Annotated in this window: 18 protein-coding genes and 3 pseudogenes; 11 read left to right on the top strand and 10 right to left on the bottom strand. The window is 41.7% G+C overall.

Going from position 1 to position 25,894, the window contains the following annotated elements; genetic code table 11:
* The first annotated feature begins 369 nt into the window (after window positions 1-369).
* Together ACT7WV_RS25670 and ACT7WV_RS25665 are read left to right on the top strand one after the other, a co-directional pair.
* Window positions 370-1,314, top strand: a complete 945-nt coding sequence (locus ACT7WV_RS25670; protein ID WP_445105786.1) for a hypothetical protein — start codon at window positions 370-372, stop codon at window positions 1,312-1,314.
* A 151-nt stretch (window positions 1,315-1,465) separates the two neighbouring features.
* Complete coding sequence (locus ACT7WV_RS25665) at window positions 1,466-3,310, top strand: pentapeptide repeat-containing protein (RefSeq protein WP_445105785.1); 1,845 nt, start codon at window positions 1,466-1,468, stop codon at window positions 3,308-3,310.
* A gap of 571 nt (window positions 3,311-3,881) precedes the next feature.
* Here the strand turns inward: ACT7WV_RS25665 and psbA are convergent.
* Window positions 3,882-4,964, bottom strand: a complete 1,083-nt coding sequence (gene psbA, locus ACT7WV_RS25660) for a photosystem II q(b) protein (RefSeq protein WP_445105784.1) — start codon at window positions 4,962-4,964, stop codon at window positions 3,882-3,884.
* Between the two features lie 1,392 nt (window positions 4,965-6,356).
* On the opposite strand from psbA, the gene ACT7WV_RS25655 reads away from it, so the two are divergent.
* The 4 genes from ACT7WV_RS25655 to ACT7WV_RS25640 all read left to right on the top strand — a co-directional run bounded on the left by ACT7WV_RS25655 (window position 6,357) and on the right by ACT7WV_RS25640 (window position 10,794).
* On the top strand, window positions 6,357-7,229 hold the full coding sequence (locus tag ACT7WV_RS25655; protein ID WP_445105783.1) for a hypothetical protein: 873 nt from the start codon (window positions 6,357-6,359) through the stop codon (window positions 7,227-7,229).
* A 944-nt stretch (window positions 7,230-8,173) separates the two neighbouring features.
* Window positions 8,174-8,503, top strand: coding sequence for a hypothetical protein (locus ACT7WV_RS25650; RefSeq protein WP_445105782.1), 330 nt, complete (start codon window positions 8,174-8,176; stop codon window positions 8,501-8,503).
* A 57-nt stretch (window positions 8,504-8,560) separates the two neighbouring features.
* Entirely contained in the window at window positions 8,561-9,826 is a 1,266-nt protein-coding gene (locus ACT7WV_RS25645; RefSeq protein ID WP_445101297.1) for an IS701 family transposase, read from the top strand.
* A gap of 17 nt (window positions 9,827-9,843) precedes the next feature.
* A complete protein-coding gene (locus ACT7WV_RS25640; protein WP_445105806.1) occupies window positions 9,844-10,794 on the top strand; it encodes a cellulase family glycosylhydrolase in 951 nt (316 codons plus the stop codon).
* 96 nt (window positions 10,795-10,890) lie between these two features.
* Here the strand turns inward: ACT7WV_RS25640 and ACT7WV_RS25635 are convergent, their stop codons facing one another.
* Window positions 10,891-13,251 (bottom strand): tetratricopeptide repeat protein, encoded by a 2,361-nt coding sequence (locus ACT7WV_RS25635; RefSeq protein ID WP_445105781.1) that lies wholly within the window; start codon window positions 13,249-13,251, stop codon window positions 10,891-10,893.
* Between the two features lie 54 nt (window positions 13,252-13,305).
* The gene (locus tag ACT7WV_RS25630; protein WP_445105780.1) at window positions 13,306-15,087 is read right to left on the bottom strand and encodes a hypothetical protein; all 1,782 of its coding nucleotides are present in this window, start codon (window positions 15,085-15,087) and stop codon (window positions 13,306-13,308) included.
* Window positions 15,088-16,109: 1,022 nt separating this feature from the next.
* Here ACT7WV_RS25630 and ACT7WV_RS25625 point away from each other — a divergent pair.
* Window positions 16,110-16,691: a hypothetical protein gene (locus tag ACT7WV_RS25625; RefSeq protein ID WP_445105779.1), complete on the top strand. Its 582-nt coding sequence runs from the start codon at window positions 16,110-16,112 to the stop codon at window positions 16,689-16,691.
* Here ACT7WV_RS25625 and ACT7WV_RS25620 read toward each other — a convergent pair.
* The 5 genes and pseudogenes from ACT7WV_RS25620 to ACT7WV_RS25600 form a co-directional block, all read right to left on the bottom strand.
* Entirely contained in the window at window positions 16,683-17,711 is a 1,029-nt protein-coding gene (locus ACT7WV_RS25620) for a hypothetical protein (RefSeq protein ID WP_445105778.1), read from the bottom strand. The genes ACT7WV_RS25625 and ACT7WV_RS25620 overlap by 9 nt on opposite strands.
* 102 nt (window positions 17,712-17,813) lie before the next feature.
* Window positions 17,814-19,043 (bottom strand): RNA-guided endonuclease InsQ/TnpB family protein, encoded by a 1,230-nt coding sequence (locus ACT7WV_RS25615; RefSeq protein WP_445101398.1) that lies wholly within the window; start codon window positions 19,041-19,043, stop codon window positions 17,814-17,816.
* A gap of 87 nt (window positions 19,044-19,130) precedes the next feature.
* Window positions 19,131-19,883 (bottom strand): annotated as a pseudogene (locus tag ACT7WV_RS25610) (RNA-guided endonuclease InsQ/TnpB family protein); the annotation flags it as partial.
* A gap of 8 nt (window positions 19,884-19,891) precedes the next feature.
* Complete coding sequence (locus ACT7WV_RS25605) at window positions 19,892-20,347, bottom strand: hypothetical protein (RefSeq protein ID WP_445105777.1); 456 nt, start codon at window positions 20,345-20,347, stop codon at window positions 19,892-19,894.
* A 304-nt stretch (window positions 20,348-20,651) separates the two neighbouring features.
* Window positions 20,652-20,777: pseudogene (locus tag ACT7WV_RS25600) on the bottom strand (tyrosine-type recombinase/integrase); the annotation flags it as partial.
* Between the two features lie 51 nt (window positions 20,778-20,828).
* Here ACT7WV_RS25600 and ACT7WV_RS25595 point away from each other — a divergent pair.
* The 3 genes and pseudogenes from ACT7WV_RS25595 (at window position 20,829) to ACT7WV_RS25585 (ending at window position 22,436) form a co-directional block, all read left to right on the top strand.
* Entirely contained in the window at window positions 20,829-21,260 is a 432-nt protein-coding gene (locus tag ACT7WV_RS25595; protein ID WP_445105776.1) for a helix-turn-helix domain-containing protein, read from the top strand.
* 56 nt (window positions 21,261-21,316) lie between these two features.
* Window positions 21,317-21,595 carry a transposase gene (locus ACT7WV_RS25590; RefSeq protein ID WP_445105775.1) on the top strand — a complete coding sequence of 93 codons (279 nt, stop codon included), beginning with the start codon at window positions 21,317-21,319 and terminating at the stop codon, window positions 21,593-21,595.
* Between the two features lie 9 nt (window positions 21,596-21,604).
* Window positions 21,605-22,436: pseudogene (locus ACT7WV_RS25585) on the top strand (IS5 family transposase).
* Here the strand turns inward: ACT7WV_RS25585 and ACT7WV_RS25580 are convergent.
* Entirely contained in the window at window positions 22,433-23,284 is an 852-nt protein-coding gene (locus ACT7WV_RS25580) for a reverse transcriptase domain-containing protein (protein WP_445105774.1), read from the bottom strand. The pseudogene ACT7WV_RS25585 and the gene ACT7WV_RS25580 overlap by 4 nt on opposite strands.
* Window positions 23,285-24,116: 832 nt before the next feature.
* Between ACT7WV_RS25580 and ACT7WV_RS25575 the strand changes: the two genes are divergently transcribed.
* Window positions 24,117-24,533 (top strand): transposase, encoded by a 417-nt coding sequence (locus tag ACT7WV_RS25575; protein WP_445105773.1) that lies wholly within the window; start codon window positions 24,117-24,119, stop codon window positions 24,531-24,533.
* A 930-nt stretch (window positions 24,534-25,463) separates the two neighbouring features.
* On the opposite strand, the gene ACT7WV_RS25570 is transcribed toward ACT7WV_RS25575, so the two are convergent.
* Window positions 25,464-25,892, bottom strand: coding sequence for a hypothetical protein (locus tag ACT7WV_RS25570; protein ID WP_463424299.1), 429 nt, complete (start codon window positions 25,890-25,892; stop codon window positions 25,464-25,466).
* Between the last annotated feature and the right edge of the window lie 2 nt (window positions 25,893-25,894).

Below are 25,894 nucleotides of genomic sequence, written 5' to 3'. Positions count from 1 at the left end.
CGTCAGCTAAAGAAAGTTGCTTAAGATTAATGAGCAAAAAAAGCAGTGTCTAAGCTCATCAAACTGTTTTTGGGCGCTTAACTGACAAGTTTAGACTATTAAGTATTTAACTTGACTCTGGCACACAAAAGCAAATTATAGCGTCCTGAAAACCAAAGCTTAACTTGGAAAAGAAGCTATTAGTCTAGGCTACTGCCAAGATCTACAAACTTTAAGCATCTACAGAGCATAAGTTTTGAGATTTTTTTAGTTAACCAGGAAAAAAATCTATCTATCTACAGGTGCTGCTTTAAAACTTTCGCTAGATGCACTACTATCTTTTTCTATTCAGAGACCAGTCACTAAATTGACTGCTTGGAGCGGTTGAATATGAATAATTTCCCCTTGAGTAAAGTTTTACTACCAGCTTTGTTTATTTCTAGTACTGTTTTTTCCATGTTAACCTTACCGTTGGCATTAATCAAAGAGCCAGTAGTTATAGAATTACCAATTTTTAATCACGAACTTGAACCCCTAGAAATTCAGCCAATTCTAAAAGGTAACCAGAAGGAAGTTGCAATTCCCTATGTTGGATTAGCTATTGTTGTAAGTGTGGGATCTGGTATTGCCAGCGTTGAAATAATGAGACGGTGGCAAGCATATCGTAAATCAACAGCACTTCGAGAACATTTGCCCAATGTAAACCAAAATTTGCAGGCAAATAAAACTCAGCAAGAAACATCACAATTACCAGAATATCGACCCAATATTTCGGCAATAGATATTTCTCAGAAGAATAATCCTTTTGGTAGCCAATTTGTAGCAAACGATAACACAATCTCTGAAGTATCAGAACAAGTCATTGAGACCACTCAAGTTGATTTAGGACAAACTACTACAAATGTTAAAGACATAACACAGCCAGACACTTCAGGAGTGCCGAGCTTGTCTTCGATATCTCAGGATAATAATGGTGGACATCAAGTGTCATCTAAAGTCGTTTCCCAGTTTGATACCCAAGACAAAGAGTTGGTATCTAGTACAGTAATAAAATCACGTCAGCAGTACCAAACATGTAGAATCAAGATTCCTCATTTAAAAAAGAGCTTATTTGCTATGGAATTTCAAGGTGAATACTATAGCTTTTTTAGGGCAGAGGAAACTAAGCAGAAATTACAAGACGCTATGCTCAAGATAGACCCGATGCCTCAGCAAACAATAGTTACCAAGACTAACAAAGGTTATGTAATTTGGAAAAGGGAGCCTAAAATCTTATCAAAAAAAATAAATGATCAAGCTTCAGAAGATAATTCAATTTATAAGCTAGCGGGCTAGCTTATAAATTAAAAAGTTTATAAGCTAGCTTTTTTTTGCAAAAATTTACTATAGATAAATCAAAATAAATTATTGATTTTAAAGGTGTTTTTCAAGTTAAATCCTTATTTATAACCATAATTTGTGGGTGTAAATTTAGTTTCTGGATGATATGAATACTGACGAATTTTTGTCGCAATATGCAGAAGGTCAAAGAGATTTTAGTGGATCTGACTTAAGTAAAGCTGACTTAGGTCAGGTAGATCTGAAGCAAGTAACTTTATGGCGAGCTAACCTTAGTAAGGCAAACTTAACAGGTACTAACCTCAGCAGAGCGGATCTTTTGGGAGCAAATTTGAGCGATGCTAACTTGAGTGGTGCTACTCTATGTGGAGCAAATTTGAGCGATGCCAACTTAAGTGGTGCAGTTTTACAAGGAGCCAACCTTCACGGTACTATTTACAATCAAGAAACTCAATTTCCTAAAAATTTTAGTCCTACTAAGGCAGAAGCTTTAAAGATTGCTCCTCACACTTTACTTGCGGGTGCCAATCTCAGTGGGCTAGACCTAGATAAAGCCCATCTCAGTGGTGCTAATCTGAATCGGGCAGATTTGTGGAAAACTTCTCTCAAGGAAGCCTATCTCAATGAGGCTAATCTCAGGAAAGCTTCTTTAATTGGAGCTGATTTGAGGGGGGCTGATTTGAGAAAAGCGGATCTGAAGCATTCCAACCTCTTAGGGGCAGATCTTAGTTCAGCTAACCTTCTAGAAATAGACTTTGAAGGCGCACTCTATGATGAAACAACTCGGTTTCCCCAAGATTTTGAACCCACTGAGGCTCAGATGTACTTAATTGCTCCTGCTGTCTCACTACGGGAAGCCTCTTTGAGCGGAGCCGATCTCAGTGGAGCCGATCTCAGTGGAGCTGACTTGAGGGGAGCCAAGCTAAGTCAGGCAAACTTGTTCGGAATTGACTTTAGCAAAGCCAATCTTAGTGAAGCCAGCTTGAGCAAAGCTTCTTTATGGGAGGCAGAACTAAGTGGTGCTGACTTGAGGGAAGCTGATTTGACTGAAGCGGATTTGTGGCTCTCAGTACTCAGGGGAGCAGATCTTAGTAGGGCAAACTTAAGTAAAGCTAACTTATTTGGAGCTGATCTCAGCTCGACAAATCTAGAGGCGACTTCCTTTGAAGGAGCCCTCTATGACGTTTCAACTCAATTTCCTGAGGGTTTTAACCAAGCTAAATGCGGTGCTTATCTAATTGCCCCTGGTGTCTCACTCCCAGGGATTAATCTGAGTGGAGCAGATCTCAGGGGAGCAGATCTCAGGGGAGCAGATCTCAGTAAAGCCAACTTATTTGGAACAAATCTCAATTCCACCAATCTGGAAGCAGCTTCTCTTCAGGAAGCAGTCTATGACGTTTCGACTCAATTTCCTGAGGGTTTTGACCCTATAGAACATGGTGCTTACTTAATCAGCCCTGGCGCTTCACTTCAAGGAGTTAATTTGAGTGGAGCTGACCTGAGTCAAGCTTACCTGAGCAAAGTAAATCTGTTCGGCACAGATCTGCGCTTCGCTAATCTGGAGGCAGCTTATTTTGAGGAAGCACTCTATGATGTTTCAACTCAATTTCCTGAAGGTTTTGATCCCATAGAACATAATGCTTACTTAATCGCCCCTAGCGTGTCACTCCCAGAAGTTAATCTGAGTGGAGCAGATCTTAGGGGAGCCGATTTAAGTAAGGCTGACCTGAGTAAGGCTGACCTGAGTAAGGCTAACCTCTGGGGTTCTAACCTAAGTGAGGCAAACCTTGAAGGAGCGAATCTGGAAGGAGCCAGTTTAGTAGGAACGAATTTAACCGATACTAACTTAAATCAAGCCAATTTAAATGGGGCTAATCTTCGAGGAGCAGATTTAGCTGGAGCAATTCTCAATGGCTCAAATTTGAGCGAGATTGACCTAGAAGAAGCAAACTTGAGTGGGGCACTTATGCCTGATGGTACTGTTCATCCCTGACAGAGGATTGATTTAGGAGTTTACTCAAGCAAATACATAGAATTGGCGGCATTGCATAATTAGGGTATTAATTAAGGCTAACTCCTATGGAATGCCTTAAATCTGAAGGGGATGGATCACATAAATTCTCTTCGTAACAGAAGGACAAAAACCTAGTCAAGCCCGCAACCTTTGCCATATTCCTATCACTTCATTACGCAAGATTAAATTGTAAAAGATTGTAAATAACTACGTAACTGTCTCAAATCACTAAGAAGAGTTTTTAGAAGTCAAATTCACAATTAAACAAACTCTTAAGCAGGAGACAAACAATAATTATTTCTGATCTAGATTACTTACAAGAAGAAGCTGCTGCTATTAACGAAGGAGGCTGATTAGGCAACCTATTGGAGTGGAGCTAAGTACGGAGGTAACTTAGGTTATCACCTAGGGAATATCATATTCTAATTTATTTAAGGCAAATAACCTCTTAGTAATTAGTACCAAATCAGCTACAAAGATTCGCCCAAAAAAGCGCCTCCTAAAGTAAGGAGGCGCTTTTTTATGGATTATTAAGCTAGGTAAAAAACTCTTAGGCGTTGATAGCTGGAGCAGTGAGTGCTACTGGTGTAGCTTCGCCTGCTGCCAAGTCTAAGGGGAAGTTGTGAGCGTTGCGCTCGTGCATTACTTCCATACCCAGGTTGGCGCGGTTCAGTACGTCTGCCCAGGTGCCAATTACGCGACCTTGTGAGTCAATTACTGACTGGTTGAAGTTGAACCCGTTCAGGTTGAATGCCATGGTGCTGATGCCCAAAGCTGTGAACCAGATGCCGATTACTGGCCATGCACCCAAGAAGAAGTGCAGAGCGCGGCTGTTGTTGAAGGATGCGTATTGGAAGATCAAGCGACCAAAGTAGCCGTGGGCTGCCACAATGTTGTAGGTCTCTTCTTCTTGACCGAACTTGTATCCGTAGTTTTGCGATTCGGTTTCTGTGGTTTCACGCACCAAGGAGGAGGTTACCAAGGAACCGTGCATTGCGCTGAACAGTGCTCCGCCGAAGACGCCTGCTACACCTAGTTGGTGGAAGGGGTGCATCAGGATGTTGTGTTCTGCTTGGAACACGAACATGAAGTTGAAGGTTCCTGAGATTCCTAGAGGCATGCCATCTGAGAAGCTACCTTGACCTAGGGGGTAAATCAGGAATACTGCACTCGCTGCTGCTACTGGTGCGCTGTAGGCTACGCATATCCAAGGACGCATTCCTAAACGGTAGGATAGTTCCCACTCACGACCCATGTATGCAAATACACCAATCAGGAAGTGGAAGATTACCAATTGGTATGGTCCACCGTTGTAGAGCCATTCGTCTAAGGATGCTGCTTCCCATATTGGGTAGAAGTGCAAGCCAATGGCGTTGGAAGAAGGTACTACTGCTCCAGAGATGATGTTGTTGCCGTACATCAAGGAACCAGCTACTGGTTCGCGGATGCCATCGATGTCCACTGGGGGAGCTGCGATGAAGGCAATGATGAAGCAGGTGGTTGCAGTTAGCAGGGTGGGGATCATCAACACGCCGAACCAGCCTACATAGAGGCGGTTGTTGGTTGAGGTTACCCAGTTGCAGAATTGCTGCCACAGAGAGGCGCTTTCGCGCTGTTGCAGTGTAGTTGTCATGGTTGGAATAATTGCGGTTGACTTGTGAAGTCGAAAATTTATCTATAACAACTACATTAAGGTATTTGTAAAAGTTTGTAAAGTAATATGAAGGTCAGATTTTCTGATGCTCTTGATAAGTTTGCCTAATCACAGAGTAATTACTCTATATATAGAGCTTGTTCCTTATATAGAGCTTGTTCCTTTGAGTAAACTTCCCCGGTTTACAGGCAAGGGGCTTTCAACCACATTTGATATCTTCTCTCTCGTTCCGACAGCCGTTTCCAGATATTTCTAACTCTTCTCCGAGTTGTTCTTGTGCCTTTCAATACTTGGGATTGGAGAGAAGCCCTGACCAAAAAAACTTCTCTCTAGCTTGGGTTATTCCAGAACCATCCCAGCTATCACAATCACTGGCTATAAAAATGTCGGGCCTTCCAAAATCGAAACTGATAACATTTTTAGTCTTGATGGAATCAAGAGCATTATCGTTTTTAACTTGAATGTGGATATAGTCAGGTTAACCTTCCGATCTTTCTCTGGGAAAGAGAAGATTCTGGCGTCATAGTCGGCACCGGTGGGCTTGAATCCTTCAACGAGTTTACATTTCAAGCTGGCTGTCTTCCAATTAGCTTCAACTCTGGCACAGACTCCTAAAGCTTAATTAGCACTCAACCCAAACTACTCTCGCAGAGGTAACTGAGGAGAAAGAGTCGGAGGCGTCCTTGTGACTTTTCAAACATTCTCTTAAAAAAATTCTTAATATCTCTAAAGAGATAATTATTTACTCAAACAAAAGGTCATTATAAACAAACTAATAGGCTTCGTCTCGTAAAAGAAAATAATTGCAACATACCGAAGAAATACCAATTTAGATAGAGAAGTTTATTAGCAAATACACATAAGATATGTCTTGAGTTCACAGTAAAATTCATGAAAAATTCATCAGTCTGTTGGAGTATGTGAAGAATTGGAAATGAATTATTAGCTGTCTTGGACAGATATTCCAGTTCCTTGAACGTTGGTCATGGTGTGTAACTTTAAATGAACTAACTCAAAAGTTCAGAGTATATAAAACTGCCGCTGAAACCAAAACAACAAGATTATGATCCCCAACTGGATTGACAGAAAAAGTACATTTTTAGCTGCCCTAGCTATTCTTAATTTTCACTGCCCAAAGAATATTAAATTCTTGCAGTTATTAGCAATCATTGACTACCTATTTCTTATCTATCTTCAACTTAGCTGGCTACACCTAAGAAAAACTGCCAGTTCCAACAAAACAACTTTTTTGATTAATTAGTTTCTTGGCTTGAATCAACCAAATATCCAGAAACGGCACAAACACCTCTAAAAGCAAGAATTTTCTTAGCTTAATGCCGCTTACTCAATTATTTATCTAAAGGGCAGGAAATGAATATCAGCTTTTTTAGCAGTGATTGCCAAAGTGTTACTGCACAAAAACAGCAGACTAATTTGTCATTACAAATACCAACACAGATTACCTCATCAGCTATAGTTAAATCTCAAAAACTCACGGAAGAAGAGGCATCAGAGCGTCACTTACTAGAGCTAAAAATAGAACGAGCGTTCTATGAAGCTGGACACGCCTTGGGAAAACTACGTGATCGCCGTTTATATCGTAATACCCATAAAACTTTTGAAGATTACTGTCAGGATCGCTTTAACTTTACTCGTCGCCATGTTAATTACTTAATTGCCGGTTCCCAAGTAGTAGATAACTTACGCCTGGGAACCAATGGTTCCCAAATCTTACCTACCAGCGAACGCCAAGTACGAGATCTAACTTACCTCGAACCTTTACAACAGCGTTTTGTCTGGGAAGAAGCAGTAGAAAAAGCTGGAGGTAAAGTCCCATCCGGTCGTCTTGTTAAAAGTATTGTACAACGGCTCCAGAAAAAAGACTCTACCCCAATTAGCAGTATTTCCTACTCAACTGGAGATGTGGTCATAATTCGCTCAAAATGCGAAACAGAATTAAAAAAATTTGATGGTAACTGGGCGGTAGTTGTTGCTGTCAATGAATACACTGTAAGTGTTGCATTAGATAAAAACCGAGTAGTGAAACCGCAGTTCTTAGAAGCAGTCGAACCCGAACGCTGGAGTGATATCAAAGCTATCAACTCTCGCTTAGCCAGACTAAGTAAGTGTGAATTAGACCCAATTGACAAAGCCACTTTTGATTTTTTACGAAGGCACACTTGCTTTACCTCAAGGCAGTTACAAGTGCTAGAACACATGGAAAAAAATTATCTGCGTGTGTAAATATTACGCATTATTTTTTTATTCTGCATCAACTTTTTAGCAGTCTAGAAGCCAAAATCATAATTTACAAAACCTAAAAATGTTTGCCACAAAAGTTTGATAATGGTAAACATTTTTTTATTATTCATCATTAGACTTTTTGTGGAGTCACGATAAAACTACCTAGTTATCAAAGTTTGGCTGGTTTAGTATTATGATTGTCAGGACTTAGATAAAACGAGAATTTAACGGATTAGAAAGTAAAATTTTGTAAGAAGCCTATTAAATATTTCATCATTTTCAATAAGTTTACAAATACCTAAATTAAGAATTAATTTTCAAATAAAATTTACCTTCGCAGCACATAAGTTAATCAAGAAAAGATATCGACTTTTTTACATTTTCCGGCTACATTAAAACTGATGATTGCAATTAATCAATAAAGCTTCAGTGAGAATTCAGTAAAGGCAATCGTTAAAAACCTCTAGAATTCAGCATCTACTAATAGTCAATTAGTTTACAAATAAGCAAAAAAGCAAATCCATAAAATCATTTATCTTTTTGGATTTTGCCTGATCTTAAGCCAACTGAAAAAGCTCGTAGTGACAATTTTCTAGAAAAATCTTCCCCAAAAGCGCTGACATTGATTTTGCATCAGTTTTGTCAATTTAGTTATTTCTTAGCAGTTAGTAAAATAACTCTTTGTTAATACTTTCTAGTTAATTACTGAAGAGCATTTATGCAAAATAGAAAGATTATAAAGATTGATAATCCTGTTACATAATCTAAATTTATTATAGTTATTAAATAACTATAAGAGTCAGCAAAACTTTAGCTAATGCGGGTAATTAAAATTACTCAATAGTTAGTTAATAGTTAATTTTTAACTTGCATTTCTCTAGATATAATTCACCAAAAATCAGAGTGCTGTCTTCATCATTCGTTCTTTTTGGAGAGAAACTACTGTGGAAATTATTGAAGGAAACTTACAACAATCCATCCTATCTTCAGCACTTGAATCACCTTATCTAAACCTGGAACTTGAGGGAGAAAAAATTAAAACAGACAGCGGATTAAGTACTCAAGAAGCTTACTCTCTGCCCGCTCTGCTTGAAAGTGGAGAAACTTTAGATAATTTGAGCGGCATTAATTTACCTGCTGAACTTTCTCTTTTCGGTACTAAAAATAACGGAATGGCTACAAAAGAGCCGTCAAACAAGACAACAGACATTCTCACAGGTACTGACAGCACTGAAAATCTTGTGGGTGAACTAACGGGACTTAAACGAAAATAAAGAGTTAATAAAAGTATAATTTAGGCATGGCAGCCATTTGACATTAGAGTGTAAGACATGAAAGAGACAACCCCCGCCGCCATGCCTCCTTGCTTCGATAGATGGTGCAAACGCTTTGATGATGTCTGGAGACATCAAGCGCAAAAAAGGGAGTTTAGGAACTATATTGGGGGATTATTAGGGGAAAGTGAAGGAAAAAACCTGTCTCAAATGGCGGATAACGCGGTGGGAGTGACTTACCACCGATTACATCATTTTTTAACGGAAGCCCCCTGGAATGCTCAACAGGTAAATGAGCGGCGTCTACTGGTGATGAATCAGTGTAGCCCAACCCGAATAAGTAGAGGATTCACGTTAATTGTAGATGACTCAGGACATAGGAAAAGTGGCAATTTCACGGCGGGAGTAGGACGACAGTACATTGGAGAAATCGGGAAGACAGACAACGGAATAGTAGTGGTAACAACTCATCTATATGATGGGAAAAAAAGCCTACCGTTAGATATAGAGTTATCTCAACACGCTAGTTCTTTAGCTGAAGGAAAAAAAGATATTGAATTCCAGAAAAAGCCGGAGTTAGGCTTAGCATTAATTGACCGCAGCATGAACAGAGGATATCGACCGGGTATCGTATTAATTGATGCTGGGTATGGAAATAACACAACGTTTTTGCTGGAACTGGAAAAAAGGAAACTCAAGTATATAGGAGGATTAGCCAAAAACCGTAAGGTGATAATTGAAATAGGGATAAGTCAACGAGAAGAGATTCGCCTAGATAAGTTAGCCGAATCCTTGTCGCCAAAAGATTTTACCCCTGTTCAAATCAATCTAGATAAACTGAAAACCGTTTGGGTGGCTCCTGTAGAAGTTGAACTCTCACAGCTTGAAGGAAAGAGAACAATTGCTATCGTCATGAATGCCTCAACCTTCGACCAAGCTAGTGATGTTGACTATTTTATTACCAATGTTGAATCAACAAAAGCCACAGCCGATTGGATAGTAACTACCTACTCTCAAAGAAATTGGGTAGAAGTTTTCTATCGGGAAGCCAAAGGCTGGTTGGGTTTATCTGAATATCAAGTCAGAGATTATAGAAGCCTGATAAGACATTTCATGCTTGTGTTTTGTGCCTATACATTTATTTTATGGCACACTTTAACCGGAGGATTAAGACGGCGTTGGGCATCGAAACCTTTAAACACCTTTACTGAAGCATTAGAGGCGTTTCGGACAGCGATGTCTTTCCGTTTTATGGAGTGGTTGAACCACAATCGGGACGTATTCTTTGCTCACAAAGCTGCTTTGGGCTTTGTTTGGGCTTGAAATCTGTCTAAGTCCCAATAGGCAGCAAAATCTACGATCCAAAGGGAGTAGAATTCATTGCTAAAGGAGTTAATGTTCCCGGTTACAGATATACCTGGCCTGCGGACACCATAGGAGACGCTGACTTAATCACAGAGCATTGGGGATTTAATTTCGTTCGTTTAAACAACTATTTCTTCACCAAAGCCAAGTATCCCCAATTTGACAACAACAACAACATAGATGCCATCATCGAAGAATACACAGACCGCAGCGCGGTAGTTTTAGTGGAAGCTCACGACCACTTAGGAGGCTTCTGGCCCAAAGGAGATTTAGAGAAACTTAAAGCTAAATTTAAAGACTTAGCAGAACGCTACAAAGATAATCCCTACGTCTGGTTCAGCATAAATGAGCCCGGTGGTAATGGTGACCTATCGTTTGATAAGTGGGTCAACCAGCACCAAGAAATTATTAAAGTGATTCGTGATGAAGTAGGAGCTAGTAATCCTATCGTTGTGAATGCTATTCATTGGGGACAAGATGGCATTGAATGGGGTTCTGGCCCAGTCAAAGAAAAAGAAAGTTCAATTCTTGAGTACGGCGACGAGCTAGAGCAATTTGATGGCAAAACTTACGAAAACATAATTTTCGATGTCCATTTGTACAACAATTGGAAATACGGCAAGGGCAAAATGGAAGACTACTTCGACCGAGTCTTGGCTAAAGACCAAGCGATTATTGTCGGTGAGTATGGTGGCGGCAACGCATGGACCAGCGCGACCCGCGATATGTTTGAGGTGGTTGCCCCCAGAGAAATTGGTCGTGTTGCCTGGGCCTGGTGGGGTGGAGATGATAATGACCTAACAACCAGTAAAAATGGGGGTGGTCAGCACATTAATGATATCGAGAATCCGACTAATCTCTCGGAAATGGGCAAACTAGCCTGGAAAGATAATCGACGTAAAGAAGATTTAGAAACTTTATCTTAACAAGTTGAAAAAACCCCCGTTAGCGCTGATAACGTTTCACGGGGGTTCGGAAATTATCGGAGGTAAATATTTACTGGTGTCAGTCGCAAGTTGACCTTAGTAACGCTCCCAGTAAGGTTGAAAGCCTCGACGTTTCAGGATGTCTACTTCTAGTCGCTGTATCCGGTTAACCAACTCAGGGTTAGGAGTTCCCGTTTCCACTTCTTGTTCTGAGTTCAAAGCTTGAAACTGGTCTAGTGCCGTAAAGGGTTGGTCTTTAGCAACACTTAATTCTGCCAAATTACGGCGTGCTTGCGGATGTCGGGGATTAATGGCAAGTACTTGCTCATAAAACTTAGTCGCTGCCGCCAACTGCCTTTGAGTAAAACGGATTCCTCCCATAGCTAATAAGGCACCGATATTATCGGGATCCCGTGCCAAAACTTCCTGGTAAGCTTGGCTAGCTAATTTTAAATCATCCAAAGCTAGAGCTAATTCTCCTTGCACAAAGTAGGCTCCCAGGTTATCTGGATCGCGCTCAATCAACTTCTCTACTTCTGACTTTGCCAATTCTGGGTCTCGCTCGGCAATTACTTGAAGCCGTCTCAGTTGTATGGGAATGTTATCTGGGTTAACACTCAACAGGGTATTGTAGAGTGTTTCCCGTTCTGCGGTGGGAGGCAAAGCGCCAACAATACTAAATAACTCCGGTGGAGCATCAGTTGCAGGTTGGCTCTGTAGCCACCGATTGAGGACAGCTTCAGCCTCAGCTTCGGAAATGCGGTCAGTTTGGTAGGCAATGCTAGCACGCCCTAACTGCACTAGCAAATCATCAGGATTGCTACGCAGCAACTGGTCGTAAAGGTCAAGAGCCTCATCGGGACGACCTTGAGCCAGACGGATTCCTGCTAAACCACGCAGAGCACTAGTGACTAGGTCTTGGTTAGAGGTTTGGTTAGTAAGTGCCTGATAGCGCTGTGCACTAGCTTCGTAGTTGCCCTCACGACGGTCAATCTCTGCTAGTAATAATTCCGGTGTGAGGTCAGATGCTCCAGCAGAAGTAGCGCGGTAGGCAGCAATCGCCTCTTTGGCTTGTGTTAGCTGATTCTCTTGAATTAAGATCTGAGCTAAACGAAAATACAAAAATGGCTCATCCACACCAGTTGAGAGCAGATTCTGGTAAATCGGCAGCAGAGCTGGATCTGGAGGGTCTAGAGGTACTAAAGCTTTAGCGATCGCTCTCAGTTCAGCAGGTTCTGTTGGTAGTGGTTGGAGTGCCTCTAGCAAACGCTGCTGTCGTTCAGTTTGGGATAAGCGACCCAGTTGACCTTCTAAAATTAACTGCCTTACCAAAAGGCTAAGGTTGTTCGGCTGTTGCTGCCTTAGCTGTTGATAAAGCTCAAGCGCCGTTGACCATTCAGAAGGCAACTCACTAAGAACATCAGCTACTTCTCTAACCAAAGGCAATGATGGCTCAGGCATTGAGTTAAGTACCTGGCGATACAGAGCCGTAGCTTCCCGGTAAAGGTCAGCTCGGCGCTCCAGGCGACCAATTGACGAAAGACTTCGCGCTAAGGCTAAAGCTGCATCTTCTCTGCCTCTGAGTGGCTCTAGTACAGCCAAAGCTTGCTCCAGTTGCCCTGAAGCTTGATAGGCTTTAGCCAGTTCTGCCCGCATCTGAATTGCCTGAGCATCTAATTTCTGAGCTTGCCGCAGCTCAGTCTCTAGTATTTGAATTGCCCGTGCAGAATTGCCAGTTTCGACCAGCGCCTGGGCATAAGCCGTGACTACATTGTTAGGAATAGATTTACCCGTGGCTTGGTAGCGCTCAAATAGTTCTAGCCCTTGCTGGTAGTCACCACTATAAGTATAAATTTGGGCAGCACCCAGGAGTGTCTCTGGTGTAGGATTACCTGGCAAAAGAATTTGGTAATCTGCTAATGACTCGGTGAAACGCCCTTGGTAACCCAAAAGCAAAGCTCGCTGAGAACGAGCTTGGTTATCGTTTGGAGTCAGTTCTAATAGAGTAGTTAACGCTTCAATACCGCGAGTTTGCCACTCAGAACGGTAAACACCCATCTCTCCAACAGCTTTGAGGGCAGTTTGATTGTTGGGTTCCTTGTCAAGGACTTGGTTATAAGCAGTCCAAGCCTCAGCATTACGACCTGCTCGCTGATAAGCAATAGCTAACCCTAACTTCGCTTCTAAAGATTGAGGGTTACTGCGCAAAGCTTGTTGAAAGGCAGCGATCGCATCATCAACCCATCCTTTCTCTAAAAGAGTATAGCCCCGGCGTACTGTAGCTGGGACTTGCGCTTGCACTGCCGGTACTAAGAAATCAATCGGACTTAGAGTTAGTCCCCCTACTAAACCTAAGAATAGGAAACTAGTCAACCAACGTGACCAAGGGAACTTGCCTCTGCCAGAATTGTTAGCAGGAGAGAATAAAACCTGAATTTCCGTTTTAGTATTTTTCATAGTTGATCAAATTGCCAAAGAAACGGTGAGCGAGTATATACAAAGCCCATGCGCTCAACGCCGTGGACCAATCAAATCAAATTCAGTTTTAACCCGGACACCAAGAATTTTCTCGGAAAACTCATCTCGTCCTTGAAAGGTGACACCCGCTCGCAGGTTAGACGAAATTCGGAAGTCATAGAACAACTCCCAGACATCGGGGATCTTTTGATCATTAGAGCGGCGTCGTTCTTCATTTGATAAATTTTGACCGTAACCAAGTCCTAACCGGTCATCCTCCATAAATAGATCCAAGAAACTGATACCTAAGCTAAAGGTATTTGAGTTTTCATCCAGCTCAAGATTTTTGTGCCAACCATAGCGAGCAAACAATCCCATGCTGATCTCTGGAATAAAGACTTCCACATTGATACCAAAAGCATTCTCGCGGTCACCTGGCTCAGTTCCTGACACAAAAAAAGGTTCTAGAGCAATCGGAAATCCTTCGATTCCATCCCTTCCAGTATCTCGATCTGAAGCAAAAGTACCCCGAAGAATTGCCGTGCCAGCTCGAAAACCAATCTCACCCGCAAAAGCATCTAAATTAAAGTCTCCCAAACTCCGGTCTGAAGAAAAAACGGCAGCTTTAGCCTCTATATTGTCTGTTACATTCCAGTTCAAGAGCGCTCCTGGACGAGAACCAATCCCCGTCGCGGCTAGAGCTGGATTAGTTTGAAATACAGGATTGAAGAAATGAGTCGCCCCGTCTTTAGCAAAGCTATTGCGGTCAAAATAAGAAGTTAAATCCATGAGACCGACTGTCAAGCGAAGTTCTGGGAGTTCAGGAAGAGAACCTGTAAAGTAGAGTTCGTTAATATTTAGCCCTTCAGAGCGCGAATCAGCAAAGTCATCTCCTGTTGTTAAGTCAACAGTGGCACCAAATAAAGCATTGGGGGAAATTGGATAGACTCCAGTTAACCGCGCCCGCGCTGACGAGTCTTCCTGATTCAGGAAAACTCCCTGTAAAGTAAGTGTGGGAGACAATGCATCATTTTTTGGCAGAGAGTTCTGTGGAATTAAAGGTTCCTCTGCTTCCTCCTCCACGGAAGATTGAGCCTGTAGCTGTTGTCCGACAGTAGGCACAGGTACGTCTGTTGCCAACTGAGCCACCGCTGGTTCCTCTATTATTTCTAATTGTTCTGGTGGATTGTACTCAATTGAGTCAAAAGGATTAAGTGTAGTTACCTCTTCTGGCAAAGTCGATTGCTCTGGGAGGTTTTGCTCAGCTGAGTTAGACTTTACTGCGACAGTAGGCAGCTGTAATTCCAATCGAGATTGGATGGAAGCTAGTTCGTCTTCAGAGAGCAATTCCTCTTGAGAGATAGGATTAATCGCTGCTGTACATTCTGATTGTGTTTGCTTGACAACTGAAGAATCAACAGTGTTAGCAGCCAAAACCGCTGATGTATCTGAAACTTCTTTGAAGTTCAGTGCATTTGACTGCTGCTTGTCATAACTAATATCTACAATATTTGGTACATCTACCTCTCCCCCTTGAAAAAATTCTTCATTAATCAAATCTTGAGAGAAGTCTACTAAGCATAATTGCTCAGTAGACTTAGCGATGGTTTGACTAATTTGTTCTTCTTCGGCTGTCTTATCCAGAACAGCAGCAGATGGTTCTGAAGAGTTAGCTTGAACTGGTTCTGTATCTAAAATGGCAGCTACTGTAAAGATTGATAAAACTACCGCTGAAGTAGAACCAATCGATAGCAGATAACTCAGCCAATCAGATTGCAGCAAGGTAAACCTTATTTGCTGGTCAGTACTACTAGATTTTTGATTTACATCTCTCATGAGGAACACGCCGCCACTCGGCATATTTGATTAATAAAAGTGTCAATTATTCCCTTTCCGAAGGCTGAAAAGTCTCTCCGGAAATTTTTATGATTTTTGATACTCATTCAAACCCATTAAAATTAAAACAAGTATCTAAATTTGTTTAGCCAAATCTGAGTAGAGTGTTATTTATCTACAAAGAATATTTTTATTAGATACACTGAGCAGGTAAATATAAATACACATTTCACCGTGTATCAAGAGCTTAACCTTTTAAGGAAGACGTGTTTCAGATATTTTTGTTTCTCTTTAAAGATTTTTATTAATTAAAATGGAAAATTTATATTTGCTGATAGATCTACTATTAAGACCACTACCCAAAGCGATCACTGTAAGCCACATGAATCATGAATAATTAGACGACGAAGAACAACTGGAGTTATTCACCTCATACACTACTAGAAGTTAATCATAAAATTTTGGGTGTAGTAGCGGCATAGATTCAGTAAAAATGTCAGAGTATAGTAGATAAGATAAACAAAAGCTTCTTTGTCTCCTAAGTTGAACATGGAAGCCAAAAACTAGTTTCAACTATGATGTCAGTGCTAAGAAATACGGAAGAGTTAACTGTTCGATCAAGCAGGACACTAAAACTATTTTTGAATTTTTTCTGTTTATGGTTATTAGGGATTGAATGCTACCTTAACAGGACGCTTAAGGAGCAAATAAAAGTATTCAAATACTTGCTCCAAGTTTTTAGGTAGTCCTGATACACCGATTGTTGCTCAATTTGTCAAATAATTCAGCTATTTTCTATGTTTACTATGTCTTGTTATTTTTCTAAGCAAAAATTACTAAATAAGCAAACTTTATCTACTCTAAAAAGTTTATTTAGTCTCATCTTACTACTAATTTTGAGTACTGGATGCTCTCAGCTGCAGTCACCAATACAGCAATTACCTTCTCTATTGCCAGGTATATTTTCCCAAGCAAAGTTTCAGGTCAACGTCAAACCGTCAAACAATAAAGGTAGATACATATTGGAAGGAAAAACTAATCTGCCAGATAAAAGCCGCATTACTGTAGCGGCAGTTCGGTATCTGCGCCCTACCAATGAGCTATCTCCTAGCCTTAGCTCTGAGCCTACTTATTCAATTTTGGACTATAAAGATGTCAAGGTAAATAAGGGGCAATGGGAAATTCAACTCAACCTCTGGAAAATTGCACCAAACGGTCAGTTTCAAGAAAGCTGGCAGCTAGATGAGGCTAAGCTTGGACTCTCACTGGATCCAGTAAATGAGGTCACTTTCCTTGCTACCTTTGCTCCGACCGATCCCTTAGCAGGAATAGAACAGCAATTAAAAAAGCAGGGAATTAAGGTAGAAAGTAACCTTGTTTACAATACACCTGATGGACAAAGGTACATTCAGGCAAGCCAAATTTTGCCTATTCCTTTACCAACCGGTCAAACTACACCTCCTCAACAACGACCAGAAGATATCAATGGCGGCTGGGGACCTCGATATCTACTTTTACCAGAACCACCGAATATTAACCGGCTTAAACAGCCAAGTGAACGTCGCACCGATGCTCCACTTTCACCTTCAGAGTTTTTACAATAACTCTCGCCATGGCACCAATGTGTAAGGTGCTCCAAACGCACCTGGCTTACGCAAGCGCACAAGAAAATCACCGTGATGGTCTTTGCTAAGGTAGCTAACTGGCATATCTTCAACAAGGCCTGAAGCGATCGCTTCTTCATACCACTTAAGGAATACAGGTAGGTAATTGTCTGATAAATCCTGTTCTACTACCGCAGATGGCTTCCATTGGTTCTTAATAGCTTCAATAAGCAAACCGGCTGGATTTTTCAGACTTCCTCTGGCTTTAGCTTCGTTAACTACAGCGATTGCGTCTTTGACTACATCGAGAGTTGACTGAAGTATAAACTGTTCCAGCTTAGGATGCAGGTGGATTCCAGTACCCTTCGCTTCTTTAAGAATTCCTTGAGCTTCTTGAGAATAATTATCAACTCCGCTTAAATTTAATATATTTTCTTTATTTGAGTAGTCATTACCTTTTATTGTTTTTTCATTTGTTTTAGCGCTTTCTCCTAATTTCTTTATTTTACTAGTATCCTCTTCTTCTTGATTACATTCACTTTTTTTTACAACAACAGGGTGGGTTGGGTGGGTCTTTTTTTTATTTGTGTCTGTTTGTTCTCTATTTTCTCTATAAGAGTGCCTTATAGAATAAGGCTTAGGGGTCTCTTTTTTGAAACTTTTACTCAATTTTTCAAAAGTCTTATTTTTGTTTTTAAAAGTTTTATTTTGTTTTTCTTGATAAGCATCTGGGTGGTAAGCCACTAATTTGACACAGCGACGCGAGTATCTTTTTGTGATGGAAAGTAAACCAATTTGAACCAGTTCATTTAGTCCTTGCCAGATCCATGGTAGGCAGTATGGACGGGGACGGCGACGGTTGAATTCTGACCAATCTTGGAAATCTTTCAGTTCAAATTCTTGTTCTTTGCCGGCTGGGCAACGACGTAGTAACCAGCGATAGATCATTCTGGCACAAGGGTTAGTCAGCCAGAGCTGTTCGTCATGAAGCTCGGTAATCCTAGCAAATGCAGCGGTCATAGTAATCTTCTGTTTGTAAATAGATAGTTAGAGAAGTGTGCCAAGTTTCTATTGGCGATTTTTGACATCCTCCTCGACCTTTAGGTACGAGGATTCCAAAGATCACTCTTTGGGTTTCCTCTTTCCACGACTCGGCTTACATTGAGGAGTTTCCCCACCAATGCAGAGGTCGATGTCTCCAGAGGCGTTTAACCCTTCGACAAAGCTCAGGGCTGGCGTTCCCGTGTGCCCCACGGTACGTAGTGCTAGTTCCAAAATGTTCCGGGATGCATTCCAGTCTCGGTCTAAAACAAACCCACAATGGTGACAGCGATGTGTTCTTTGACTCAAAGACTTTTTGACGACTTTCCGACAGTTAGAGCAATTTTGGCTGGTGTAGTAAGGTGGCACAGCCACCGTAGCTACACCAAACACCTTGCCGAAATATTCCAACCAGTTACGGAAAGTCGACCAAGCAGCATCCGATATCGACTTAGAGAGCTTTCTATTCTTGACCATATTTCGTACCATCAAGTCTTCATAAGCAACCAAGTCGTTAGACTGGACTACGCATCTTGCCAACTTCACGGCAAAATCTTGACGCTGCCTACTTACCTTGAGGTGTTTTCTGCTCAAACGGTTTCGAGCTTTGGCTCTATTTTTCGAGCCTTTTTGGGTGCGAGAAAGCTTCTTACTCAATCGCTTAAGAGCTTTCTCGGACTTCCTCAGATGTCTGGGATTCTCAACAGTCTGTCCATCGGAATCGGTATAAAAGTGAGTCAAGCCAACATCTAACCCAATGGTCTTACCAGTCGGTTCTCGTTTCTCAACCCGCTCAACATCAAGACAAAACTGAACGTAGTACCCATCAGCACGACGAACAACTCGAACCCGCTTGATTTGACTCAACTGATAGAAATGCAAGTCACGGGTTCCCCACAGCTTGAAGCTTCCAGCTTTGAAACCATCGGTGAAGGTGATGGTTCTTCTATCTTCCGACAGCTTCCATCCCGTTGTTTTGTACTCAACAGAACCGTGAGTTTGGTGCTTTTTGAAGCGTGGAAAACCCTTTTTTCCTGGCTTGCCTTTTTGGCAATTGTTGTAGAAGCGGGTGATAGCAGACCAAGCTCTTTGAGCGGAGGCTTGTCTAGCTTGAGAGTTGAGCTGAAAAGCGAAGGGAAACTCTTTGGCGAGAACAGCGCAATAAGCACTCAACTCGTATTTCCCAATTCCCTTGTTGTCCATCCAGTATCTGAGGCAACTGTTACCAACAAACCTAGCAGTACGAATGGCTTGATTAAGCCGCTCATACTGCCCGTTTGTTCCCTGAAGTTTTGCTTCAAATACCCACATGATTACGCTGACTTACTTAGGGTAAGTATAGCGCAGTTAAACAAAGCCGCGCTAAAAGCACGGGGCTTTAGACCCATTATTTTGGTAAAAAGTCGTACGAGCATCTTGGATTTTGGCATGTACCCTAGCTACCTTAAGAGATGCTTTATATCGGTTGTTCGAGCCTTTGGTTTTCCGGCTCAATGCCTTTTGTACTCTACGTAGCTTTTTGTACAGCCGATGGAAATGTTTGGGATTGCTTACTTTATCTCCATCACTAGTACTAATCAGGCTGGAAACGCCAACATCAATGCCAACTTGTTTGTCTGTTGGTGGCAGTACCTCAATGGTTTGGTCATCTACCAATAAGGAGACAAACCATCTTCCTGAAGCATCTAGCCTAACTGTTACAGTCGAAGATGTTGCCCCAAGAGGCAGGGCTCGACTGTAACGAATAGGTAACGGCTCAGGACTTTTAGCTAAATACAGTTCACCATCTTTCCACTTGAAAGCAGACTTAGTGAACTCAGCAGAGCCACCATTACGCTTTTCCTTGAACCTTGGATACTTGGTAAGTTTACCCCAGAAGTTGGCAAATGTTTTTTGTAAATGTCTCAGACACTGTTGCAATGGCACACAGCTAACTTGGTTGAGAAAGTCTAGGTCTTCCTGTTTTTTCCATTCAGTTAGGAGTGCCGAACTTTGCTTGCAATCTATTCTCTCCTGTCGTTCATACCAAGCCTCGGTTCTAATTCCCAGAGCTTTGTTGTAGACAAGGCGCACACAACCGAGTGTCCGTCGCAAGAGATTTTCTTGTTCGGCGGTATGGTAAAAACGGTATCGGTAAGCGGGTTCTGTCATGTGCCATATTATACCGAACTTTTTGCAAAACAGTTAACCGGAGGTGCGGCAAAGTGTTTAATTGGCACATCAATATCGATACCTTCACCATTACGAGCCTGGTTGACCTTGGCATCATCAAAAATTGGGCGCGACAGCCTGAACTTCACCCAACCAATGTTAGGTAGCTTAACGCCACCTTGTCTGACGGGACTTACTCCTAACCAAGGAAAGACAAATGAGCGTATTTGACCCCCTTTCTTGAATCTGGGGAAGCCGTGAGACTGCTCCCACATACTGACAAAAGCAATCTCTAGACGCTTCAGAGTCTGTTTCAGTACCTGTGATAAATCGCTTAGCTTCGGCTGGGATGATGTATCAGACCGGAGGGGGCAAGCGTTAATCCGACAGCTATGAGACTTAAACCAGTCTTTGGCAGAAGTATAGGGTTCGTGTAACCAAGTGTAACCTATCGCTGAAATCAATTTTATATATAGCTTCTAGCCTCCGAACACTTCTCTTCCAACCACTGTTTTGAGTGATTAATAAGTTTTACCAATTTATTTAGTTAGGAGTGTTTGACAAAAACTGCCAAATCTGAGTTTTTGCTAAATTTCTGACCAGCACGATCACCTTTTCACCTATGCTCCCTCAAGGAACGAGAAAACTCTCTCAGAAAAAGAGGATGAAGACGTTGAGCCGAGATACGTGTAAAATAGTGCAAGATATCTCCTAAACCATTGCTCTGCCTAGGTTTCAGGATTCAGTTTTTTACCTTGAATACTCACGTTAATCAGTCCAGAAACTCTCAAATCTAGAGGGATCTAGCTGAGTGTAACGAACGGTATGCTGAATATTCCGATGTCCCAAATAATCCTGAACTGCTCTTGTATCCTGTCCTGAAGTAAGTAGGTAGACTTAATTAAGTGTAAAATAAAAAAGTAGCTATTTAGGTGTGATCACTTTATGCCAGCTCGCTTAAAAATCCGGCTAACTGAGCCGGAAGAGGAAGAACTCTCAAAGTTAACTCACAATCCCAACATCCCAGAAAGAACTCGAAAAAGGGCAGAAGTAGTACGCTTAAATGCCAAAGGTTGGAGTGTCAATCAAATTGCTTCATGGATAGATTGTGCACCGAATACAGTCAGGAGAACAATTCAAAGGTGGATATTTCAAGGTTATCAAGGGTTAGAAGATATTCGGCGCTCAGGAAGAAAAAAAACTTGGACACAAGAGGATATAGAATATCTCGAAGATTGTTGTGATAACCAACCAATAACTTATAACAGCAAGCAATTATCTGTAATTCTTAAAAATGAGCGTCAAGTAGAATTGAGTCCTGAGAGAATCCGCAAGATTCTCAAAAAAAGGGCAGAAAATGGAAACGAACAAAAGTAAGTCCAAGACTTCACCCGAACCCCAAGCATAAAGCAGCCAAGAAAGCGGATTTAGAAATGTTACGTCATGAAGAAGCGAGAGGTGCTTTACGGCTGAAATATCTAGATGAAGCAGGTTTTAGCCTTTGGAGTCCCGTAGGTTACAGTTATATAAAAGTGGGAAAACAGAAATCAATTCCTCAGAGTAAAAAGCGAGGAAAGCGGCTGAATATTCTGGGAATATACGAAGCCAACAAAAGTTTCAATTATGCCTTAGCTTTGGGAACTTTTAGGAAAGATAGTTTTATAGACCTCTTGCAAAAGTCCAGTAAAAAAGAGATAAATAGGTCAGTATGAGGGAAAATAATGACCTATGAAAAGGTGAAAGACCTAAAACCCCAAGAGTTCAAACGCCTTTGTGGAGTTAGAAAAGAGACGTTTGCTAAGATGGTTGAGTTAGTGGAAACAAATGAAAAACAGAAGATAAAAACCGGAAGACCGTCCAAATTAAGTCCAGAAAATCAAGTATTGATGACGCTCGAATACTTACGAGAGTACAGAACTTACTTTCATATCGGTCAACATTGGGGACTTAATGAATCAACAGTATATCGAATAATTCGTAAAACAGAAGATATTTTAATCAAGTCAAAGGAATTAAGGATTCCGGGAAAGAAACAACTATTGAAATCGGGAAACCCAATAGAGATAGCAGTTATCGATGTAACTGAAACTCCCCTGGAGCGTCCTCAAAAAAACAGAAAAAGTTCTACAGTGGCAAGAAGAAAAAGCACACTTTAAAATCTCAACTTATCGTTGAAAAAAACAGCAAAGAGATTATCTGTATTGCATGCGGCAAGGGTAAAGAACACGACTTTAAGTTGTTTAAACGGAGTAAAACCAATCTAAAGACAGAGATACAGTGTCTCGGAGATCGAGGATATCAGGGAATAGCGAAAATCCACAAACAAAGTCGGATACCCCATAAAAAACCCAAGAAGAGCAAACTATCAAAAGAACAAAAAAAGAGAATCATAAATTAGCTTCAGAGAGGATAGTGATTGAACATGTTTACCGTCGCCTCAAAATATTTAGAATTTTATCCGAGCGATATCGCAACAGAAGAAAAAGGTTTGGTTTACGCTTTAATTTAATTGCAGGCATCTATAATTACGAACTTCGTTTGAACTCAAATTAGTTAGCTGCCGCTACTTTTGCAAGAGGTCTAATAAAGTCATCGGCATATCGCACCACACCAAGTTTTGAGTTGGTGGCTTTTATGTAAGTTTCTAAGCCATGCAATCCAATATTGGCTAAGAGGGGTGAAATAACCCCGCCTTGTGGTGTGCCTTGCTCCGTAGGATTTAGTTTCCCTTGGAACACAAAACCCGCTTTTAACCACCCTTTGACAAGTTCTCTTTTTGGAAAATTACTCATCATGGACAGGATGGATTCATGGGCAATATTGTCAAAGAATCCCTTGATGTCAGCTTCTAGAACCCAAGTGTCTCTGCCTGTTTTGCTCATACAAGTTCGTATGAAGCTTTGTTCTATGGCATCTTGACAACTTCTTCCCGGTCGAAAACCATAAGAGTGTTGCTCGAATATGGCTTCCCATTCTGGTTCTAGTGAATTCTTCACTATTGCTTGTTCGATTCTGTCGCGCACAGTCGGGATACCGAGCGGTCGTTTCTTCCCGTTAGGCTTCGGTATCTCCACCCTCCGAGTCGGTTTGAGGTTTCCCCCATTCCAGTTGTTTACCAGAGTCACCCGTTGCGACGGGGTATTGATAACTTCTTTGTCAATTCCTGCCGTTGCTTTACCTTGATTGGTCTGAGTGATACGTCGAACAGACAACAGTAAATTTGCGTGGCTTCGTAACATCAACTTCTGCAAGCTTCTTAGCTTACGAAAATCGCCAAGTCTTCTCGCACGAAAGATTCTCTGACGTAGGTTTCTAACGAGCTTGTTAACCTTCTTCCAGTTGACCTGATTCCAGTCTTCAAGCTGTCTCTTTAGTCCGTTTGTTGTCAGTGATGACACCATCTAACTTGTCCTCAGATTTGATTCCTTTGTCGGGTTTTTACTTTCGTATAAGACCCAGAAGAAGTCAGCTTTCCTTTCGGTCAGGAATAATGTTTCAACCCTATCTGGCTCATTACAAGCCAGCGTTCGCTTTTTCTTCCATCCTCTACCCTCCTAAGAGTTCTGCTTCGGTTGCCCTTGGCTTACTATCGGTATCGACCTCCAATAGACTTAGTAGGGTTTACCCTGTTGTATCGCTTAGTTGTCTGTTCTCGTTTAGGTACTATCTATTCTGCGGTGAGGGTTATATTCACACGATTCATGAAAGTCGAAATCATAAATCTACTCACTTACCTTTTTGGTCAAAGCCTGTCAGCCTTATTTGGCTTCTTATCCGGTAACGCAGTTTAAGTGATAGTTCACTTTCGTTTACCATTCGAGAACTCCCCTTTGCTCCTAACCATTTTGGGCTGCCAGCTTCGGCTACTTTCGTGGTCTGCACTCCGTCCTTTCATTGCTTACTTGGTACGTGACCGGACTCCAGAAGAGTCTTTTACGTAGGGGTAGAGGGTGTGAATCCTCTAGGGAAGTGGGCTTCCCGTACTAAGCGACCAGTTCAGGTCGCGCTCAACTACCGAATTCCCTAGACTCTTGCCACTATCAATCATAAAATGTGGCGGGAATTAGCTCCGGTAACGTCAGGGTTGAGTGATATGCCCTGCGTCTGTGTAAGTCGCTTTTCTAGGCTCTGTTTCTCCGTGAGAACCCCCATTAGCGCCAGTGTCATTCCATACCGAATATCTGATTGCGCCCTGTTCCCAGCTTCAGCCTCCAAGAATCGAGCTTGGTCACTGTGGGCAGATTGGGAGTCACATCTGAGTCTGATGAGGAGGACTTACACCTCCATCCGACCAAGAGTTCAACTGCTAACCCCTTGTGGGGAAAGAGTTGTAGCGGTTATTTATTTGCCGCTAAACGAATCGCACATAATTACTCAGTCCACAAAAGCCATCAAGTTAAAGCTAAAGAAAAAGAGTGGCAAGACAAAGGTTTGTATTTATTTTTTCTGCCAACTTATAGCCCAGAACTGAATCTAATAGAGGGAGAATGGAATCAAATTAAAGCCCATGAAATATCGGGCAGAATGTTTGAAGATGAGTATGAGCTTGCCTTGGCAGTTAAGGAAAGTCTTAACAACAGAAGTGAGAAAGTAGGTTGTCATCTTCAGCAAGTTAATCTTAACTCAACTTCTCTAAATATCGAGAAATAATGTGATCGTATTTTTAACGTTTAATTAGACCCATTTACTTACTCCCTTTCTCCCGAATAAGCGTGCTTGATGGGAGGAGAATTAAAAAACTTTGCCGATTTTGGACTTGGAGTAGTTGAGGGAAGCATGGGTCAACACCTCATTCTGGCGTATATATTTCCATCATACTTTGCCTAAAAGGAGACAAACTTGGCAAAGTTATCATTTGTATTACTTATCAATGAAGGGCACAAATGGGGTTGACTTTTGTGACGTCGTACTAGGCTGCACCTGGTTGCACAAACCCTATAGAACCCATTTGGTATCTTTACATTCTCCGGTACAATAACCCAAGATACTGCCTATCAAATACAAACTTACTCGAATTGTGTGATCGCCCTGCACCGTTCGTTGTCGAAGGTGCTTCGCACTTTCCATAACTTGAGTTGATTCAAAGACAATAGACCTCTTGCAAGGCTTGCCCTCGAATGAAGTGAAGGGACGGGGCTTTAGATCCATTTCCGAGGGTAACCCTAGTTCTATTGCACAAGACAACATTTTCGTTAACGAAGCGTGCGCGAAACGCAAACTTCTAGACTAGTTTAGAGAACAACCCCAAACTTTAATCATTTTTGCACGGTGAAAGTGCAAAAAAAAACCCTCAGCGAGAAGCCGAAGGTTAAGAATCAGGGTGCATCTACCATTCCCTTCTACAGTCATGTGGGTACTAGATCCGGAAACATCTGGTCTGACTTGGGGAAAATATTTTATAGCAACCGCAAGGGCGGTTAGGACGTTAGGTGTAGTGGTTTGAGTAGCAACTGATACTGTTGGCGAACTTCACAATTGACTGCCTCCGATGAGCAGCGCAAGGGAATGAAACAAGCATTGACTTCGCTCACAAAAAATCCTTACCCAAGTAATACATGGGTAAGGGGAGTTATCCCTGTATTACTCGGAAGAGGTTGTTGCTGTAGTTGTAGTAGTAGCCAATTCGATTAATCGTCTTAAAGCTTTTTGAGCCGACTTATAGCTTGGAGCTTGTTTGCCAAGTCTTAGCTCTCTTAGAACCTGTTCGGCTAAAGCTGTCAATTGTTTAACGCTTTGACTTGAAGAAACAGAAGGGTTTCGACCTGTCACAACAGGAAATGTCAAATTATTCTCCCTGACTACCTGTTCAAGTAAATCAGCCCTGGTTATACCGAGGCATTCTGCTGCCATGCCTAACGCCATCCATGTGGCATCTGTTAGTCTGAGCGTGCGAACTTGACGATAGTCATCATTTTTGAGAGTAAATTTTCCCTGAATGTCTCGCTTCACAACTGGAGCCTTCCATGTGATACATGGTTTAACCTTAGCTTGATTTACCGAGTAATACATGG

The sequence above is a fragment of the Symploca atlantica LB2515 genome, from assembly GCF_052546295.1.
This window is presented reverse-complemented; position numbering and strand designations above follow the sequence as displayed.